This window comes from Limnobacter sp. G6BE5S, assembly GCF_058448965.1.
Genome location: NZ_JBZFLM010000001.1, coordinates 359,507 through 377,499, shown reverse-complemented (window position 1 = coordinate 377,499; position 17,993 = coordinate 359,507). Strand labels below are relative to the sequence as shown.

18 protein-coding genes are annotated in these 17,993 nt (G+C 53.7%); 12 read left to right on the top strand and 6 right to left on the bottom strand.

What is annotated here, in order from left to right; translation table 11 throughout:
• Positions 1-2 precede the first annotated feature (2 nt).
• Together ACVL1J_RS01850 and ACVL1J_RS01845 are read left to right on the top strand one after the other, a co-directional pair.
• The gene (locus ACVL1J_RS01850) at positions 3-818 is read left to right on the top strand and encodes an adenosylcobinamide-GDP ribazoletransferase (protein WP_341236980.1); all 816 of its coding nucleotides are present in this window, start codon (positions 3-5) and stop codon (positions 816-818) included.
• Complete coding sequence (locus ACVL1J_RS01845) at positions 818-1,372, top strand: histidine phosphatase family protein (RefSeq protein ID WP_341236938.1); 555 nt, start codon at positions 818-820, stop codon at positions 1,370-1,372. Before ACVL1J_RS01850 ends, ACVL1J_RS01845 begins: the two co-directional genes overlap by 1 nt.
• Here the strand turns inward: ACVL1J_RS01845 and ACVL1J_RS01840 are convergent.
• The 4 genes from ACVL1J_RS01840 to ACVL1J_RS01825 are packed head-to-tail and all read right to left on the bottom strand — an operon-like array spanning position 1,369 to position 6,686.
• Positions 1,369-3,270: a tetratricopeptide repeat protein gene (locus tag ACVL1J_RS01840; protein WP_341236939.1), complete on the bottom strand. Its 1,902-nt coding sequence runs from the start codon at positions 3,268-3,270 to the stop codon at positions 1,369-1,371. The two genes, ACVL1J_RS01845 and ACVL1J_RS01840, sit on opposite strands and share 4 nt — an antisense overlap.
• A gap of 19 nt (positions 3,271-3,289) precedes the next feature.
• A complete protein-coding gene (locus ACVL1J_RS01835; protein ID WP_341236940.1) occupies positions 3,290-4,405 on the bottom strand; it encodes a Gfo/Idh/MocA family protein in 1,116 nt (371 codons plus the stop codon).
• Positions 4,406-4,429: 24 nt separating this feature from the next.
• Positions 4,430-5,575 (bottom strand): ATP-grasp domain-containing protein, encoded by a 1,146-nt coding sequence (locus ACVL1J_RS01830; protein WP_341236941.1) that lies wholly within the window; start codon positions 5,573-5,575, stop codon positions 4,430-4,432.
• Positions 5,568-6,686 carry a DegT/DnrJ/EryC1/StrS family aminotransferase gene (locus ACVL1J_RS01825; RefSeq protein WP_341236942.1) on the bottom strand — a complete coding sequence of 373 codons (1,119 nt, stop codon included), beginning with the start codon at positions 6,684-6,686 and terminating at the stop codon, positions 5,568-5,570. Before ACVL1J_RS01825 ends, ACVL1J_RS01830 begins: the two co-directional genes overlap by 8 nt.
• A gap of 177 nt (positions 6,687-6,863) precedes the next feature.
• On the opposite strand from ACVL1J_RS01825, the gene ACVL1J_RS01820 reads away from it, so the two are divergent.
• Together ACVL1J_RS01820 and ACVL1J_RS01815 are read left to right on the top strand one after the other, a co-directional pair.
• Entirely contained in the window at positions 6,864-7,709 is an 846-nt protein-coding gene (locus ACVL1J_RS01820; protein ID WP_159567921.1) for an undecaprenyl-diphosphate phosphatase, read from the top strand.
• Positions 7,710-7,728: 19 nt separating this feature from the next.
• Positions 7,729-9,108 (top strand): FAD-binding domain-containing protein, encoded by a 1,380-nt coding sequence (locus ACVL1J_RS01815; RefSeq protein WP_341236943.1) that lies wholly within the window; start codon positions 7,729-7,731, stop codon positions 9,106-9,108.
• On the opposite strand, the gene ACVL1J_RS01810 is transcribed toward ACVL1J_RS01815, so the two are convergent.
• Positions 9,103-9,768 carry a TetR/AcrR family transcriptional regulator gene (locus ACVL1J_RS01810; RefSeq protein WP_341236944.1) on the bottom strand — a complete coding sequence of 222 codons (666 nt, stop codon included), beginning with the start codon at positions 9,766-9,768 and terminating at the stop codon, positions 9,103-9,105. The two genes, ACVL1J_RS01815 and ACVL1J_RS01810, sit on opposite strands and share 6 nt — an antisense overlap.
• 101 nt (positions 9,769-9,869) lie before the next feature.
• Here ACVL1J_RS01810 and ACVL1J_RS01805 point away from each other — a divergent pair, with 101 nt between their 5' ends.
• From ACVL1J_RS01805 to ACVL1J_RS01790, 4 genes are read left to right on the top strand one after another with little or no spacing between them, the layout of a single operon-like run.
• The gene (locus ACVL1J_RS01805) at positions 9,870-11,327 is read left to right on the top strand and encodes a hypothetical protein (protein WP_341236945.1); all 1,458 of its coding nucleotides are present in this window, start codon (positions 9,870-9,872) and stop codon (positions 11,325-11,327) included.
• Positions 11,328-11,351: 24 nt separating this feature from the next.
• Positions 11,352-12,689 (top strand): DUF1329 domain-containing protein, encoded by a 1,338-nt coding sequence (locus tag ACVL1J_RS01800; RefSeq protein ID WP_159567925.1) that lies wholly within the window; start codon positions 11,352-11,354, stop codon positions 12,687-12,689.
• Between the two features lie 32 nt (positions 12,690-12,721).
• Positions 12,722-13,279 (top strand): YaeQ family protein, encoded by a 558-nt coding sequence (locus ACVL1J_RS01795; protein ID WP_341236946.1) that lies wholly within the window; start codon positions 12,722-12,724, stop codon positions 13,277-13,279.
• Between the two features lie 14 nt (positions 13,280-13,293).
• Positions 13,294-13,902: a flavin reductase family protein gene (locus tag ACVL1J_RS01790; protein ID WP_341236947.1), complete on the top strand. Its 609-nt coding sequence runs from the start codon at positions 13,294-13,296 to the stop codon at positions 13,900-13,902.
• Here ACVL1J_RS01790 and ACVL1J_RS01785 read toward each other — a convergent pair.
• On the bottom strand, positions 13,899-14,570 hold the full coding sequence (locus ACVL1J_RS01785) for a GntR family transcriptional regulator (RefSeq protein ID WP_341236948.1): 672 nt from the start codon (positions 14,568-14,570) through the stop codon (positions 13,899-13,901). The two genes, ACVL1J_RS01790 and ACVL1J_RS01785, sit on opposite strands and share 4 nt — an antisense overlap.
• Positions 14,571-14,738: 168 nt before the next feature.
• Between ACVL1J_RS01785 and ACVL1J_RS01780 the strand changes: the two genes are divergently transcribed.
• The 4 genes from ACVL1J_RS01780 to ACVL1J_RS01765 all read left to right on the top strand — a co-directional run bounded on the left by ACVL1J_RS01780 (position 14,739) and on the right by ACVL1J_RS01765 (position 17,993).
• Positions 14,739-15,458, top strand: coding sequence for a haloacid dehalogenase type II (locus ACVL1J_RS01780; protein ID WP_341236949.1), 720 nt, complete (start codon positions 14,739-14,741; stop codon positions 15,456-15,458).
• Between the two features lie 34 nt (positions 15,459-15,492).
• The gene (locus tag ACVL1J_RS01775) at positions 15,493-16,245 is read left to right on the top strand and encodes a maleate cis-trans isomerase family protein (protein WP_159567929.1); all 753 of its coding nucleotides are present in this window, start codon (positions 15,493-15,495) and stop codon (positions 16,243-16,245) included.
• A gap of 98 nt (positions 16,246-16,343) precedes the next feature.
• Positions 16,344-17,363, top strand: a complete 1,020-nt coding sequence (dctP, locus tag ACVL1J_RS01770; protein WP_159567930.1) for a TRAP transporter substrate-binding protein DctP — start codon at positions 16,344-16,346, stop codon at positions 17,361-17,363.
• A gap of 81 nt (positions 17,364-17,444) precedes the next feature.
• Complete coding sequence (locus tag ACVL1J_RS01765) at positions 17,445-17,993, top strand: TRAP transporter small permease (protein ID WP_159567931.1); 549 nt, start codon at positions 17,445-17,447, stop codon at positions 17,991-17,993.

Genomic DNA, 17,993 nt, shown 5'->3' with positions numbered 1-17,993 from the left:
TCATGCAATTCATCCGCCACTACCTGCTGGCCGTGCAGTTTTTTACACGCATACCTGTTACTGGCAAGCTGGCTGAATGGGTGGGTTTCTCGCCCGCCATGTTGCGTGCCAGTGCGGCACACTTTCCCGGTGTGGGTTGGCTGGTTGGCGCAAGCAGCGCCGTGGTGTTGTGGGGTTTGGTGTGGGCTTTGCCGGAAGTATCTGCTTCAAGCTGGGTGGCTGCTGTGTTGTGCACGGTGTTTGGCGTGATGTTGACCGGCGCGTTTCATGAAGATGGTTTGGCCGACACAGCCGATGGGCTGGGCGGCAGCCTGGATCGCGAACGTGCACTCGACATCATGAAAGATTCTCGTGTGGGCACCTACGGCGCATTGGCGCTGGTGCTGATCGTGTTGCTTAAAGTCGGTTTGCTGGCCATGTTGTTGCAACTGGTCCCCTTGCCCGCAGCCGCGGCGGCCGGGTTTGGGGCGCATGTGGTTTCCCGCTTTTTGCCGCTATTCATTATTCGCAGCTTGCCGCATGTGGGCGACACGCAGCAATCGAAATCCAAACCCTTGGCCAATCAAATTGGCAACAACAGCCTGTTGGCCGCCGCGGTGTGGGCTGGGTTGGCATTGGCCCTGCTGTATGCGCTTGTACCGGGCATGCCGTGGTGGGCAGGTGTATTGGGTGCAATGGTGGCACTGGGTTATATGTTGCGTTTGCTCAAACGCAGGCTGGCAGGTTTTACTGGCGACGGCCTGGGTGCTACACAGCAACTGTGTGAAGTGGCGTTTTATTTCGGCTTGGTTGTGGCCCTGCCATTGGCACACGCCTGATGAAGCTTTGGCTGATTCGCCATGCGCCGGTGTTGCTGCCTTCGGGCATTTGCTATGGCGCAAGCGATGTGCCCGCCGACAATGCTGCAAGCCTTTTGGCTGCCAAGTTGGCCGCTGAACAATTGCCGCAGGGTTTGGTGCTGCGTGTTTCCGGTTTAACGCGTGTGCAGCAACTTGCAAATCATTTGGCGGTGTTGCGGCCCGATTTTCCTGCCGCCACAGTAGACTCCCGCCTGAATGAAATGAACTTCGGTTGCTGGGAAATGCAAGCCTGGAATTCAATACCGCAAGCCGCATTCGATGCATGGCTGGCTGATTTTGATCACCACTGTTTTGGTGGCGTTGAAAGCACGCAAACGGTGTTGCAGCGGGTGGGGCAGGCTTTGCGGGATATGAGAAGCGATGAGTTGTGGCTTACCCACGCAGGCGTTATTCGCGCGGTGCAATGGATCGTTGAACACGGCGTGGTGCCAGTTCAACAGGCTGCAAACTGGCCTGCCACGGTGGTGCAGCCAGGGGGCTTGTTTTCAGTGGAAATTCCACGTCGACCTTAATCGTTTTTCCAGCGGCCCAGCGCCTCAATCATCAAGCCCCTTGGCCCGCGCACTTCTTCTTGGTTCGCATACGCCCAGTTCAATGCCTTGCACATTTCATCGGAAAACTCATTCTCGTTTTGCTGGTGCAAGTCCATGAATTTCTTGGACGCCACCATGGCTCGCAACTCCTCCAGCAAGCCCGGTTCATTGATGTAGCGCACCACGCCGTTGACGTAGTTTTCTACCGAGTCGGCCACGCAGTATTCGGCCAAGCCAAGTGAGGCCAAAATATCGTAGTCGCTGCGTGAATGTGGCTCGGCGCCGATCAGGCTGACAACGGGCATACCCAACACCATGCAATCAATGGTGCTTGTTGCGTTGCCAAACGGGAACGGGCTTAGCGCCAGGTGGTTTTGGTTCAGCATGTTCAAATACGCTTCATAGCCTGTGCGGCGTGCCACCACGGCGGTGGGAAAATATTTCTGCAAACGGCGTTCTGTGGACAGGTGCCCCACGCCATACTCATTGGGGAAGAAAGTGAAGCGCACGGGCCGGGCTGACAAGCGTTCAATTTCTTTCAACGCGGTAATAAATCCCAAGTTGATTTTCATGACATTGCAAGGCACTGCAATTGACACAACATCGTCGCTCAACACGGCAGGTGGGGGCAGCTTCAAGTCTTTGTGAGCCTCAGCCACATTGCCTATTTCGCTTTCCAGAATCAGCATGTTTTCATTCACAACGCCTTGGCCGCCAAACACACGGCTGGTGACAAAAGCCATGTCCATTTCAGTGCTGAAACTGCTGGCCGGGTGGCCAAAGCTCATGGCTTGCAGGGGTGCCCAGCGCAAGTTGGCCAATGAAATTCCCCACGAGCGCATGCCCACGCTCATGAACCAGGCAATGTCGGGCGTGCACTGGTTCAGTACGGGCTGAAGGTTCATTTCTTCTTCCGGCACTTCAATGAATTCATCAAACAGCCCAATGGATTGTTCATCGACATCGGCTTTCATCGACACCATGACCATGTAGTAATCGCGTTTCAGGCGCTTGATCATGGGCGCATACCAGCGGTACATGGCGTGTACTGATTTGAATGTTTCTGCAATTACAGCCATCACTGGCTTGTTGTCGATGTTGCCCGCATGCCGCACGCTGCCAACGGGTTTGGCTTGAATGCCTTTGGCTTTGTGCACACGTTTGAACCAGTTGTTCAAGTGCTTTTTGATGTCGTGTTTGCGTGGTGATGTGCCGTAGCTGCACAGCATCCAGATGTTGGAAATCAATGCGCGGTATTGATCAAGTGGGCGAAGTGAATTGTAAGGGTTGTATTCCTCAAGCAGGAAGGTGCGGCCAGCGTCGCCCGTCAGTGTCAACGGCAAACGATCCAGCAACAGGCCAATGGCCAGCAAAGCGGCTGTTTCGGAAGTTTCCAGTGTCAATTCAACCAGGTCACCCGGCTCCAGGTCACCCACACCAGCCAGCAACACAGCACGAACCATGGCAGTGTTGTCGCTTAAGTTTTTGGTTTTTTTATCGCGTGCTTTTTGCAATAGCATGTGCAGGGTGGCCCTGTTGCCGCCGTAGCCAGACACCTCAAATACATAACTCATGAATCGTTTTTGTTTGGTCAGCACCAGCACACTGTTCAGGCTCAGGGTGTGTTTCAGGTCAGTCAACACGTTCACATACAGCGCGGCAAAGCGGGTACACAATTCTGTAGTGCCCTGAATATTCAGTTGCATCAAACTGGCGTAGGGTTTGTTTTGGCATTCGTTCACCAACACGGCCAGTTGATTGATTGTTTTTTCAGCATCTTGCCGCTGCAGGTACACACCGCTTTCAATGGCTTGCAGTTTGGCATCAATGTCATCAAACAGTGGTTTCAGTTGTTCTTCCAGACTGGATGTGGTCATGGTTTAAGCTTTCCCGATCTTAAAGTTCAATGGTGCGCCCGGTAACAGACGCTTGCGCAATGGCTTGGCTCAAGGCCAATCCTTCGGCTGCGACACCCGTGGACAGTGTGTAGGCATTCAGTTTTTCATCGCGCATGGCCTGCGCAATGTCGGCATAGTAGTTCGCAAAGGCTTCAATGAAACCAGAGGGGTGACCTGCCTTGAAACGGTTGTAACGGGGCTGTGCAGTGACATCGCTACCCGTGGATATTCGATCCAGCAGCATGCGGTTGCCCGCCTCGTCGGCGGCTTCAATCAATTCGGGTTGTTCCTGGTGCCATTGCAAACTGCCTTTGCTGCCAAATATGCGAATGCGCAAACCATTGCGGTAACCCAGCACGGCTTTGCCATACCAGGCATTCACCATCAGGTTGTTGCTGTAGCTGATTACGGCATCTACTTCATCAATCAAGCCAGGGGCCACATTGGTAATGGCACGCTGCCAGGCGTTCACGGCAAGCGGCGTGTTGCCGCACACAAAGTTCACCAGGCTGTGCAGGTGCACGAACAGGTCAAGCGACACGCAGCTGATGTCACCGTCTTCAAGCCGCCAGGCCTGAATGGCGTGGGTTTTGTTTTGATTGGTCAGTCGCATGTACGAATCTTGCGGCATTTCCACCATGACTTTGAACACATGGCCAATCCCGCCACTTTCCACGCGGCGTTTCATCTCGCGCACAGCCGGGTAGCCGGTGTAATTGAATATTGAAAACACCTGCGTGTTGTCGGGTTTCACGCGGGTCAGCAGTTCTTTGCATTCCTGCACATTGGCCAGTAACGGTTTGTCGGAAATAACGCGCAGATTGTGGTCAAGTGCCAAATGAATGTATTGCGCATGCGACTTGATCGGTGTGGCTATGACCACGGCATCCACTTCGGCGGCCACGGCGTCAATCAGTGCCTCTGCACTGGGGTAAAGCTTGTGTGCAGGCACATTGTATTGGCGACCCGACTCGGCATTGAATTCCGGGTTGCGGCTGAAGCAGCCCGCCACCAGTTCAAATTCATTGTCCATTTTCATGGCAATTTCATGCACGCGACCCACGGCTGAATTAACGCCACCGCCAATCATGGCCACTTTGATGGGTTTGTTCATGTTCAATCTCCTTTGCATGCAGCTTTAACCATTGAAGGTGTAAAGCTTGCGCTGTGTGGCAAGGCTTGCCAGTGTTTGAAGTTCGCTGGCATTGGCGCAGCGTGCAAACAGCAAAGCCATGCGGCCCACCGGGCTGGGCGCAATGAAGTCTCCAGTGGCGGCAATGGGCACCCAGCGCTCCATGTGCACCGGGTGTTTAAAGTGCAGGTGTTGCAGCAAACCTTCGTGTGGCAAGGTCAGTGTATGGCGCAAAATAAAATTCTGTTTCAATGCGCCGGGTGCTGTACGTTGACCCAAAAAACCTTTGGCATAACTGGCCACATAGGGAAAGCCGCTTGAAAGTTCAATCAGCTGGCTGTACAAGTCGCCGGGGCATCGGCGGGTAATTTCAACCAGCCAGAATTTGTCGCCCTTGAGCAAAAACTGGGTGTGCACCAGGCCATCACACAGGCGCAGGCTTTGGGCCAGGTGCTCAATTTCCCGGCGAACGCGGGTGTGCACTTCAGCAGGAAAATCAATGGCCATGTGGCTGGTGTCGACCACAAACCGGTTGGCTGAGCCATGTTCAATCACCACAAAATCTTGCACCACGCGGCCATTCGCCACAAATGCTGAATGGCTGTAAAGCTGGCCGTCCACGTATTCTTCCACCAAACAATCACCGCTTTTTGATTCGGCTTTGGCGGTGGCAATCGCAGTGTGCAACTGCGTGGTTTCGCCTGCTTGCACCACGGCAATGCCGCGGCCACTGTAGGCGTCTACTGGTTTCACGATCACGGCGCATGACGGTGTTTCTTCATTGCTGAATACACGCGGCACCGACAAACCTTCGCGTTGCGCATAGCTGCGAAATTTCTGTTTGTGGTTGATGGTCTCCGTAGCCTCCAGTCGATCAATGCCGGGAAAGTGCAAAGCCTCCGATACTTCGGCACACGAGTAGTACGAGCGGTCGTTGCAGCCTGGCACCAAATACTCAATGCCCAACCGGGTGCACAGGTCAGCCAGTGCAGCGGGGTCGGAATAATCCAGTTGCTGATAGCCCGGCGTGGCTTTGGCCAAAAAGTCGCTGGGCTTGCCGCCCGCAAATAGAACCGTGTGCCCGGCATTGCGAAGGTAATTCAAAATGGGGCCGGATGAGAAGTTGGTGTCAACCAACAGCACCTTAGCCACGGCTGGCCTCGTCGATAATCACGCAAATTCGTGCCACATCTTCCAAAGCCAGGTCGGGGTAAATGGGCAGGCACAGCACCTGTTCCGCCGCTTTGTGGGCGTTGGGTAAATTGCGTTTCGCAGCCGAAGGCAGGCCACGGTACATGGGCATGCTGCTAATTAACGGGAAAAAGTAGCGGCGGCCATTCACGCCGTGTTCTTGCAAACGGGCGTACAGTGCGTCGCGCGAAATCGGGTAATGGGCATTCACGAAAACAGGAAAGTACGCGCCATTCCATTCCACGTTTTCAGGCACGGCCATGTGCTCAATGCCGGGCACATTGGCCAACAACTCGCGGTACAAGGCCTGTATACGGTGGCGTTTTTCAATGGCCTGGTCTACATACTTCAGTTGAAGCATGCCCATGGCGGCATTCAGTTCGCTCATTTTGCCGTTGATGCCGGGGGCCATCACGGTGACTTCATCGGCGAAGCCGAAGTTCTTCAGGTAATCAATGCGCTGTTTGGTTTTGGCGTCTTTGCAAATAATTGCGCCGCCTTCAAAGGTGTTGAACACTTTGGTGGCATGCAGGCTAAGCACAGACAAATCACCCGCATTCAAAATACTCTCGCCGTTTTGTTTCACACCAAAGGCGTGGGCGGCGTCGTAAATTACTTTCAGGCCGTACACATCGGCAATGCGCTGAATTTCACCGGTGTTGGCAGGCAAGCCGTAGCAGTGCACTGGCAATATCGCGCTGGTTTGCGGGGTAATGGCTTCTTCAATGCGGCGGGGGTCCAGGTTCAGGGTGACTGGGTCCACATCCACAAACACGGGTTGCAAATCGTTCCACAACAGGGAATGGCTGGTGCACACGAAGGAATAGGGCGTGGTGATCACTTCGCCTTGAATACGAAGCGCTTTGAGCGCGGTCATCAGGGCAATAGTGCCGTTGCAAAACAGGGAAATGAACGGAACGCCCAAGTGCTCGCACAGCGCTTTTTCAAGTTGCTGGTGGTAAGGCCCGTTGTTGGTCAGTGTTTTGCTGTCCCAAATCTGTTCCAGATAGGGAATGAACTCCGCAAGCGGCGGCAGCGCAGGCTGCGTCACAAAAATTTTCCGATTGTCCATTCCCAAGCCTTTCTATTTGATTTTCTTCATTATGTGGGCAAGGGCTTGTGATCATTTGTTAAATATCAGGCCTCTTTCCCCTTCAGAAAAATGTTTTCCCCCATTCAGGCTTGCTATAGTTCGCATTGAATTTGGCTTGAAAACGGCCTTTATTGATCTATTTACCGGGAATTCACCATGTTTGTTGCCGGCAACGGTGTGGGTTGGCTTGAGGCCGTTATTTTGGGTCTTATTCAAGGTCTCACCGAGTTTCTGCCTATTTCATCCAGCGCGCACTTGCGAATTATTGGCCCCATGTTGCCCTCAGGCCTGGACCCCGGTGCGGCCTTCACGGCCATTACCCAGCTGGGCACTGAACTCGCCGTGCTGGTGTATTTCCGCCACGACATTGCCCGAATATTCATGGCGTGGTGTGCGTCGTTCAAGCGAAACACGCCATTTAATCCAGATGCACGCCTGGGCTGGCTGGTCATTGTAGGCACCTTGCCCATTGCAGGCTTGGGCTTGTTGTTTCAAGACATGATTGAAACCTACCTGCGCAACCTGTACCTCACCGCCATCATGCTGATTGTGTTTGGTCTTATTCTGGGTTGGGCCGACAAGGTGGGCAAACGCCAAACCGAGTTGCGCGAGATGACCTGGCGCGACGGCATTGTGTTTGGTTTTGCTCAGGCCTTGGCGCTGATCCCCGGTGTAAGCCGTTCAGGCGGCACCATTACCGCTGGTTTGCTGATGGGCTACACCCGCGAAGCTGCTGCCCGCTATTCATTTTTGCTGGCTGTGCCTGCGGTGTTTGCCTCGGGCTTTTACCAGCTGTACAAAAGCTGGGGCGTGGCCGGGCCTGTCAGCCCCGCGAACACGGCGCTGGCAACCTTCATTGCCTTTTTTGTGGGCTACGCGGTTATTGTGTGGTTTCTGAAAATTGTCAGCACGCGTGGCTACGGCTTGTTCGTGGTGTACCGTGTGGTGCTGGGTATTGTGGTGTTGGCGCTGTTGGCCGCCGGGGTGTTACAACCCCTTTAAAGTTGTTCAAGGAAGTGGCATGCAGGTGTTGTGGTTCAAACGGGATTTGCGTTTAAGCGACCACCTGCCGCTGTTCGAGGCCATGCGCAACGCCAAACACCATGGCCTGGTGCTGCCCCTGTACATTCACGAACCCAGCCAAATTGCAGATGCGCACACGGCACGCCAGCACCAGTTGTTTGTGCATGAATGCCTGGATGATTTGCAGCAACAGCTCAGCGATGTGGGTGGTTACCTGCACGAGGAACTGGGCGAAGCGGTTGACGTGTTGGCCGCACTGCATGCGCAATTCAAATTCACCCACCTGTGGGCCCACCAGGAAACCACCCAGCTTGCACAATATCAGCGCGACAAAGCCGTGGTTGCTTGGTGCAAAAGCGTGGGCGTTGTGTTCACTGAGTTGCCACAGAACAATGTGCAGCGCGCCACCTTCATGGCCAATCCGTTCGCTGAAAAAGTGAATTTTCAAACCTACCTGGACCGTGCTGCGCAAGAAGAAATCAAGAACCCAGCTGGGCGAAATTTGAAAGTATTTTTCGCACCCCAACCCCCTGTTGAATTGAACCGAGCCACCGTACCGCACGCAGCAGGCGAGGACAAACCCTTGCGCATGAAAGGTGGCCGCGTGCAGGCCCGGGCTGTGGCGGCACAATTTTTCACCCCGGCAAAACTGAAAAGTTATCCCTTCTCAATTTCAAGCCCCTTGAAAGCGTGGAATGGTTGCTCGCGCCTGTCGCCTTATTTGGCGTACGGCGTGGTCAGCGACCGCGAGGTGCTGCAAAAACTCAATGCGCTGGTGAACACCGTGCACGGGCAGGGCGATGCGGCGCTGACTTCAAAAGTGGAAGACGCCGCCCGGTTTTATGTGGACAGGCTGATTTGGCGGCAGGGTTACTTGCAGCAGTTCGAGAACCACACGGGTTTGGAAACCGATGCCTTTTACAGCAATGAACCTGCGGAAATTAACCATGACTATTTAAATGCTTGGCGGCAGGGGCATACCGGTTTTGCGTATGTGGATGCCTGCCAGCGCTTTTTACACCAAACCGGTTGGCTGAACATGCGGGCGCGAGCCACGCTGGTGTCGTTTGCCTGTGTGCAGTTGGGTTTGCCCTGGCAGCCAGTGGCCTTGTTTTTGGCGCAGCAGTTTCTGGATTTCGAGCCCGCCATTCACTATGGGCAGGTGCGCATTGCCTCGGGCACCAGTCATTTTTCTCAAATGCTGGTGTACGACCCCCTAAAACAACAGGCCGAGCAAGACCCAAAGGGTGAGTTTGTAAAACGTTGGTTGCCGGAATTTGGCACAGTGGCTTACCCGGAGCCGATAGTCGACAACGCGGAATCTCTGAAGCAAGGCAAAGCACGTTTGCATGCCATGCGTCAGAACCCGCGGTTATGAATTCAAGTTTCCGCGAAGACCGGCACTGACATAGTCGTGAAACAAGCGACGCATTTCTTTGGGACCATCGGCCTGTGTGGCCAAGGGCAACAAAGCTTCGTCATGCATCACCATTGAAAAGTCGGCCAGGCCATGAATGGCTGTATTCACTGCCAGATGAATTTTGAATCGCAATTGGGTTTCCGAGTATTGCGGCAGCATGTTCAGCAGGGTGGGCGCGTACACGGCCATATACGGGTTGAAAAACCGGGTCAGGAAACGTTGCCCCTGTTCACCGGTTTGCCAGGTAAGGCGCGACAAAAACTGAATGCAAACAGCCCCGGTTTGCCCGCTGGCAAACAGTTTCAGAAACGGGTCAAAAATCAATTCACTCAACTTGGTCCATTCGTGGTGCTCGGGCAAGCCCAGCGCAAATTCTGCGTGGGCCTGTTTGCAGTACACATCCAACTGAGCATTCACAAACTCAACCACTTCCTCAACCAGTTTTTCTTTGGTTTTGAAGTGGTAGTGCACCGCCGAGCGGTTGTTTTGGCCCGATAACTGCCGAATTCGGCTAAGCGTGACCGCCTCAATGCCATGGTGGGCAAATTCAATCAGCGCAATCCGTAACAGCTGTTCGCGAGTATCAATAACAGGTGGAGCGTCGGCAGGTTTATTCATGTGATTGTTTTTGTGAGTAAATTTCCACTTGATTCGATTAATACCTTGGTATTAATCTAAATAGATTAAATGAACTATAACTAAAAATTCGGGAGACATGCGTGAAACCTTCTCAAGTATTCACGACTGCAATTGCTGGCACTGCGCTGGTTGTGCTGGGTGCGTGTTCGTCAGAGGACTTGGGCACTTCAGCCAACACCTCGGCATCGCCTGCGGCCAGCAACAATGTGCTCAGCAGCGAATCGCTGGCGCAAGCCATGGGCAGTGAAACGCCGCTGGGCTTGGGCTGTGGCTGGATCGCAGCCAGCGACCCTGACAAAGCCAATATCGCGTTTCCCGACAGCGAAGCGAAATACTGGGTGGCCGCAGCGCCTGTTTCTCCGCAAACCCGTTTGAGAATTGATGGGCGTTACCCTGACGCACGCTATTTTTCCTACAACGCTTACGATGCCGCGCTTCGCCCCACCGATGCAGTGGCCGACTTTGAGCTGGCCCCGAATGACAAGGGTCGCGCGGGCAACCCCTTTGCACGCAAGGGCGCAAAGCCCGGTGGCAGCTACACGGCTTACCTGGAATATGGCGCTTCACCCACACAAAACCCGGGCACAGTCCGCAAGCCCAACACTTTTTACACGGGTGAAATTGGTCTGGGGCCTGTGAATATTCCCAATGCCTTGGCCGTGTTCATTTACCGGGTGTATGTGTCGAATACAGGCGAATTTTTCGATGGAGGTGTGGGCCTGCCCACCCTGACACTTGAAACAGCCGACGGCAGCCGTGAATTGGGAACCCTTCCAAATTGTGTAGAACCTTTGATGCCCAATTTGGGCGGCACGGCGCCACCTTTGGGTTTGAATGAACTGTTGTTGGGGCTGGACTACCCCAATCAACTGACCCTGCCTTTCCCCACGGCCACCAACCCGCCCAACACCTTGAAGTTTTTTAGTTTGGGCGACACGGCATTTCGAATTTTGGGCAATGTAACCGGGCAAGACACCAGCATGGTGGGGGGTCGAATCGACTCCGGCTCGGGCGGCTTTTTAAGCAATGTACACAATGCTTACACCAGCACCGGGTTTGCCCGGCAGTACGGCAATATTGCCATGGTGCGCGCCAAGGCGCCTACTTACCGGGGTCAGCCAGGCGTTGAGTTTGGCCAGGAGCAATTGCGTTACTGGTCGCTGTGTGGCAATGAATTTGCAACCCAACGCTTCACCGATTGTGCCGCTGACTTTCAAGTGCCGCTGGATGAGCAGGGTTTTTTCACCGTGGTAATTTCTGACCCCGCTGACCGCCCCGCCAATGCAACTGCCGAGAACGGGTTCTTGTGGTTGCCATGGGGCCCATATCCTGATCAACTGTTACTCTATCGACACATGCTGCACAATTCCACGTTTGAGGAAGCCATTCAGAACGTGGAAAAGGGCAATGCCTTGGGCGAGACCATGAAAGATTTCGCGCCTGTCGGCATATATTGCGATTCAAACGTTTTTACACAAAGCAACCGCAGTGGCGAGGTGTTCGCCCTGTGTGAGCAAGATCAAAACACCAATCGATAAAACTATCCACAAGGAGACAATGAGATGGCAGTGCAAAAGATGAAATACGGGTTGCTGGCCGCAGCAATTGTTTTAGGGAGTGGCGCAGCACTGGCCAATGACCTGTCTGAACTGGGCAAAAGCCTGACGCCCGTGGGCGCAGAGAAAAAGGGCAATGCCGCGGGCACCATCCCTGATTGGACCGGCGGCTTGGTTAAGCCGCCAGCAGGATTTGATCCAGCAAAAGGCTACACCAACCCGTTTGCGGATGAAAAGCCACTGTTTACTGTTAGTTCCGCCAACATGGACCAGTACAAGGCCAACCTGACGCCCGGTCAAATGGAAATGATGAAGCGTTACCCCACCTACAAAATGAATGTGTACAAAACACATCGCACAGCAGGTTACCGCCAGTCCGTGTACGACAACGCCAAAGCCGAAGCACCCAATGTGAAGTTGGTGGACGGTGGCAACGGTGTGCAGGGCATCAAAAAATCCAATATCCCGTTTCCATTACCCAAGAGCGGCGTGGAAGTGATCTGGAATCACAACTTCCGTGATTTGGGCGGCTCGTTTACGCGCTACTCCGCTGACTTCCCGGTTCAAACCGATGGCTCATTCACCGTGGGCAAGCGTATTGAAACCGTGTCGCTGGCTTCCTTCATGGACAACCCTGAAGAAAACCGCATTTTGTACTTCATGAACCAGATCACCGCGCCTGCCAATGCAGCCGGTGAAGTCGCCTTGGTGCACGAGCCGATCAACCAGGTTGAAGAACCCCGCCTGGCCTGGCAGTACAACCCCGGGCAGCGCCGCGTTATTCGTGCGCCAGAGCTGGCCTACGATTCCCCAGGTATTGGTGCAGATGGTCTGCGTACCAATGACGACCTGAACGGTTTCAACGGTTCGCCCGATCGCTATGAGTGGAAGTTGGTGGGCAAAAAAGAGATGTTCGTGCCTTACAACAACTACAAGTTGGCCGATCAAACCTTGAAGTACAGCAGCATTATTCAGAAAAGCCACATCAATCCTGAAATGGTGCGCTACGAGTTGCACCGTGTTTGGGTGGTGGAGGCCACGCTGAAGCCCGGCAAACGTCATATTTATGCCAAGCGCGTGTTCTACATTGACGAAGATTCATGGGGCGTATTGCATGCTGACCAGTACGACAGTCGCAATAGCTTGTGGCGTGTTCGTGAAGTGTTTGGCACCCAGGCTTACCATGCACCTGCGTTTGTTTCATCTGGCGAGGTGATCTACGACTTGCAGTCACGCCGTTACCTGGTGGGTGGTTTGACCAACGAAGAAAAGTTTGCCGAGTTTGGCAAGAAGTACTCACCTGCCGACTTCTCGACAGCAGCCTTGCGCCGCATGGGTCGTTAATCACGCAGTAATCAGCGATAATCGCGGTTTGAATGTTTCAAACCGCGAGTCGCCCCATGGCCCTTCGAGCCACTGTCTACAAAGTTCAACTGGATGTGTCCGATCTGGACCGCAACCACTTTGCCCAATACCCCCTTACGCTAGCTTTGCACCCTTCTGAAACCGAAGAGCGCATGATGGTTCGGTTGCTGGCCTTTGCCATGCATGCCGGGCAAGACGTTCAATTCGGCAAAGGTTTGTCGGCTGAAGAAGAGGCTGCGGTGTGGGAAGTCGACCCCACGGGGCAAATCAAGGTGTGGGTCGATGTGGGGCAACCCGACGAAAGCCGAATTCGCAAAGCCTGCGGCCGTTCAGACCGCGTGGTGATTTACTGCTACACCCGTTCAGCAGAAGTGTGGTGGAGACAAAACCAGGACTGGTTGAACAAACTGGACAAAGTTCAGGTGCTGCAACTGAGCGTTGAAGACGGCGCAACACTGGCAGGTCTTGCCCAGCGCAACATGAACCTGGCCTGCACAGTGCAGGAAGGCATGGTGTATTTGGGTGAAAGTGCGGTGCAGCCTGTTATTCTGAAAAATGTCTTAGTGTAAGGAGTCAAGCCCACATGTACTTCAACACCTCAGAAATCAGCCCTCGCGACAACTACCAGCTGCTCACCGGTGCTGTGGTGCCACGCCCCATTGCCTGGGTCAGTACCTTAAGTGAAAACGGCATTGCGAATTTGGCACCGTATTCATTTTTCACCGTGGCCAGTTGCAAGCCGCCCGTGTTGTGCGTGGTGCAGGTGAACCCGCGCAACCGCGCCGAGAAAGACACCCTCACCAATCTACAAACCACGCGTGAATGCGTGGTGAATGTAGTTAGCCATGTGTTGGTGGACGCCATGAACACCAGTTGTGGCGATTTTCCGCCTGAAGTGGATGAGTTCGAAAAAGCAGGCTTGAAAAAATCGCTCAGCAAGGCTGTGGCAGCACCCGGTGTAGAAGAGGCACTGGTGCGCTTCGAATGCAATTTGCGCGAAGTGAAGCTGGTTGGTGAGGGCCCCATGGGCGGCTCGATGATGCTGCTGGATGTACTGGGTGTGGAAGTGAGCGAAGCCGCCATGCGGGAAGGCCGAATCGCCAACGATCTGCTGGACGCAGTGGGCAAGCTTGCGGGCGACGGATATTGCACCACCCGCAGCAATTTTGAGTTAGCAAGACCGAAACTTTAAGCCGCCGAGCGCGCCTTCAACAAAGGCAGCGACGCCACCAAGTCTGCAAAGCGCTGTCCTTGCACCATCACATGGCTGCGCAGCAATTCGTTGGCGGTGTCGCCGTCACCGCCCAAAATTGCTTTCACAATTGCATCATGTTCATCCAGTGAAGTGGGAATGCGGCCACGAACTCGCAATTGCAAACGGCGATAGGGGCGTAACCTTCTGCGCAAACCCCAGGCCTGTTCCATCAAAAACTCATTGTGGCTTCCGCGATAAATCACGCCGTGGAATTTGTCATTGAGTTGATAGTATTCGTCGGGGTCGCCGCCTTTTTCCATGGCGGCCTTGCATTCTTCATGGGTGGCGATCAGTTCTTGTTGTTCTTCATCGGTGAGTCGGCGGGCTGCAAGGCGGCCGCACATGCCTTCGAATTCGCCCATCACCTCGAACATTTCCACCAGTTGCTGGGCGCTGAACTGCGCCACCACGGCGCCGCGGCGCGCGCGCAGTTCGACCAAACCAGCTGTGGCCAGTTGGTTCAGGGCTTCACGAATGGGAGTTCTAGACACACCAAAGCGTTCTGCCAGCTCGGTTTCATCAAGATGGTCGCCTGGTGGCAGCTTGCCAAAAGCGATCAACTCTTCGATTTGGTCCCGTACGTCTTCTGACAGTTTTTTCTTCATGGGGTAATAAAAAAAATGAATCAGCGTTATTGACAATGTATACGAGCGGAATTAGTCTTGTATACAAGAAATTAAATAACGCATGCAAAATGCGATGCTCTATATACAATCATAAGAGAGCACAGCCCCAAACACAATGAGTTTCGGGGGAACCTTGAGGAGACATGGATGAGTCACGCAGCCAGCGCTGTCAAAGCGCTTGCATTTGATGTTTTTGGCACGGTTGTAGACTGGCGCGGCAGTGTTGCACGCGAAGTCGCATTGATCGCCCAGCACCTGAACATTCAGGTGGATGCTTTGGCGTTTGCCGATGCCTGGCGCGCAGGGTACGCGCCTGCCATGGACCGCGTGCGCAAAGGTGAATTGCCCTGGATGCACATCGATAGCCTGCACCGCATGATTCTCGACTCCATCGTTGAGCAATTTGGTTTGGCCCGATTGAGCAATGAACAACGCGAAAACCTGAACAAGGTATGGCACCGCCTTGCGCCTTGGCCCGACACCGTGGCTGGCCTGCATGCCCTGAAAAAACAATTCACCATCACAACGCTTTCAAATGGCAATTTTTCATTGCTCACCGCCATGGCCAAAAATGCCCACCTGCCGTGGGACTGCATTGTGTCGGCCGAACTGTTCAAGCACTACAAGCCCGACCCGGAAACCTACCATGGCGTGGCGGGCTTGCTGAACTTGCCCATTGAGCAAGTGATGTTGTGTGCTTCACACCCCAGTGATTTGCGCGCCGCCAAGGCACAGGGCATGCGTACTGCCTATGTGATGCGTCCTTTTGAATTTGGTGAACACGTGCCGCTGCCTAAAGTGGAAGCGGGCGAGTTCGATTTTGTAGCACAAGACTTTGTGGACCTGGCCCGCCAGTTGGCGAGCTAATTGGCAACTTAGGCCCACACACACGGAGTATTCAATGAGCAAGATTTACCGCATTGGCCAAATTGTGCCAAGTTCCAACACCACCATGGAAACAGAAATCCCAGCGATTCTGCGTGCACGCGAAGCCGTGGAAGCCGAGCGTTTCACCTTCCATTCAAGCCGCATGCGCATGCAACATGTGACCAAAGAAGAGTTGGCCAAGATGGACTCCGACTCTGACCGTTGTGCACTTGAGTTGGCCGATGCCCGTGTGGATGTGCTGGGCTATGCCTGCCTGGTTGCGATCATGAGCATGGGTTTGGGTTATCACAAAAAATCGGAAGCGCGTTTGCATGGCCGTACGGTAGAGGCCGGTGGCCCTGCGCCGGTGGTGACCAGTGCGGGTGCCCTGGTGGATGGTTTGAAAGCGATTGGTGCCAAGAAGGTGGCCATTCTGACGCCGTACATGAAACCACTGACCCAGTTGGTGGTGGACTACATTGAGCATGAGGGCATCGAGGTGCTCGACAGCATTTCACTGGAAGTATCCAATAATTTGGAAGTGGGTTTGTTGAACCCGCTGGCCCCGGTTGAGCACACCAAAAAACTGAACACAGCCAATGTAGACGCCATTGTGGCCTCGGCCTGTGTGCAAATGCCATCGCTGGCCTCCATTCAGCAAATCGAAGACCGTGCGGGTATGCCCGTATTGTCTTCTTCGGTTGCAACCACTTACATGATGTTAAAGAAATTGGGTCTGAAGACCTATGCCCCGGGCTTCGGCTCACTGTTGTCCGGGAATTATTGAACGAACCCAGAAATTTCGTTCGGATGTGGAAAGCGTTGGCGAATCACTCACCTGGTTCAATAGCGTCCAATTATTAGAAGCAGAGAGGAGACTTACTCATGAAGTTCATGATCAAACCCCTGGTGGCCGGTATGGCCGCAGCAGCAATCACATTTGGTTTCGTCAACACAGTGTCGGCACAAACCACCACCATCAAGGTATCGCACCAGTTCCCGGGCGGTACGGAAGAAAAAGGCGATTTCCGCGATCGCCTGGTGCGCAAGTTTGCACGTGAAGTATCCGAGAAAACCAATGGCAGTCTGAAGTTTGAAATTTTCCCCGGCAGCTCGCTGGTTAAAACCTTTGCGCAGTTTGGTGCCTTGCAGAATGGTTCTGTGGACATGACCCTGTACCCACTGGCCTACGAAGGCGGAAAAATTCCACAGGTGAACATCACCTTGATGCCCGGCATGATCACCAGCTACGAACAAGGCCACCGCTGGAAAGGCCAGCCTATCGGCAATGAGCTGGAAAAATTGCTGGAAAGCAAAGGCGTGAAAGTGGTCACCTGGATTTGGCAAGCCGGTGGTATTGCTTCCAAGAAAAAAGTATTGGCCCCCGATGATGTGAAGGGTGTGAAAATTCGCGGTGCTTCCAAGCACATGGATTTGATGTTGAAAGGTGCTGGTGGTTCAATCACCAACGTGCCTTCCAACGAAGTTTACAGCGCCATGCAAACCGGCGTGTTGGACGCAGCTGTCACATCCAGCACGTCCATCATTTCTTTCCGTCTGGAAGAAGTGGGCGACCACTTGACCGACGCCAGCCAGAATTCTTTCTGGTTCATGTTTGAACCCCTCTTGATGGCCAAGTCAACCTTTGACCGCCTGACACCTGCCCAACAGAAAGCGGTGATGGAAGTGGGTGCAAGCCTGGAAAAGTTCTCTATCGAAGAGTCCAAGAAAGACGACCAGATGGCTGCTGAAGTGTGGAAGAAAGCAGGCAAGAAAGCCTACGCCATGGACGATGCAACTTTCGCCAAGTGGCGTGCTGTTGCCGAGAAATCCGCCTGGAAAGATTTCGCTGAAGAAGTGAAAGATGGCCAGAAGTGGTTGGACATGGCCACTGCCGTTAAATAAAGCAGTTAAGCAAAGCAAAGCGCACCAAACCTATTTCGACAAGATTTGGGTTTGGTGTTCAAGTTCCACTCGGAGAAAACTATGAACAACCCATTGTGGCGACTGTTCAGCGGCACGGTGCGCGGCTTCAACCAAGCCATGGCCTACTTGTCCGCACTTCTGATTTTGATTTGTTCACTCGTACTGGTGTACGAAGTCGTAACACGATACATCCTGAATATTTCAAATGACTGGGTCATCGAACTCAGCATTTTCATGTTGATTGCTGCCACTTTCCTGGCCGCTGCGCACACACAGCGCGAGCGTGGGCACGTGGGCATTGAAATTCTTGACGAAATCATGTCAAAGCGAGCAAGTCGAATTCGCCTGTTGTTGGGCGATATTTTGTCGATGCTTTTTTGTGGCCTGGTGGCTTACTTGTCTGCAGTGTATTGCCATGAGGCCTGGGATCAGGGCTGGGCGACCAGCTCGACCTGGGGCCCCAAGTTGTGGATTCCCTACTTTTTTATGGCGTTTGGCATGCTGTTGCTGACACTGCAATTCATTGTGCAAATCGTGGAAGGCTTGATGGGCAAGGCCCCTGAATTGCCAAAGCACGGGCACGCAACCACAAGCGGACAAGGGGGCTAA